This window comes from Leucobacter soli, from assembly GCF_042659205.1.
Classification (GTDB): domain Bacteria; phylum Actinomycetota; class Actinomycetes; order Actinomycetales; family Microbacteriaceae; genus Leucobacter; species Leucobacter soli.
Genome location: NZ_JBHSRW010000495.1, coordinates 1 through 556, shown reverse-complemented (window position 1 = coordinate 556; position 556 = coordinate 1). Strand labels below are relative to the sequence as shown.

At 74.1% G+C, this 556-nt stretch carries 1 pseudogene; it reads left to right on the top strand.

From position 1 onward, the window contains the following. Window positions 1-556, top strand: a pseudogene (locus ACFPZL_RS14150) (transcription-repair coupling factor); the annotation flags it as partial.

Here is a 556-nt window from a genome sequence, read left to right as displayed (position 1 = left end):
CTGCGCGCAGGTGCGGACTCGGAGGGGCTCGAAGCCGCGGCGCGGCGGCTCGTCGAACTCGCCTACACGCGCGTCGACATGGTGACGCGCCGCGGCGAGTTCGCGGTGCGCGGCGGCATCCTCGACGTCTTCCCGCCCACCGCCGACCAGGCGGTGCGCGTCGACTTCTTCGGCGACGAGGTCGATCAGATCCGGCGCTTCGCGGTCAGCGACCAGCGGAGCGCGGGCGATCCGCTGCCCGAGGTCGAACTCTGGCCGGCTCGGGAACTGCTGCTCACCGACGACGTGCGCGAGCGCGCAGCCGCTCTGCTTCCGCGCTTCCCCGCCCTCGGGACGTTGCTCGAGAAGATCGCGCAGGGCATCCCGGTCGAGGGGATGGAGAGCCTGCTGCCGCAGCTCGTGCCGGGTCTGGCACCGCTGACCGCTCTGCTTCCCGAGGGCGGCGCCGTGGTCGTGGTCTCGCCCGAGCGGGTGGCGAGCCGGGCGGCGAGCCTCGCCGAGACGAACCGCGAGTTCCTCGAGGCGGCCTGGGCGGCGGCGACCGCCGGTGCCGATG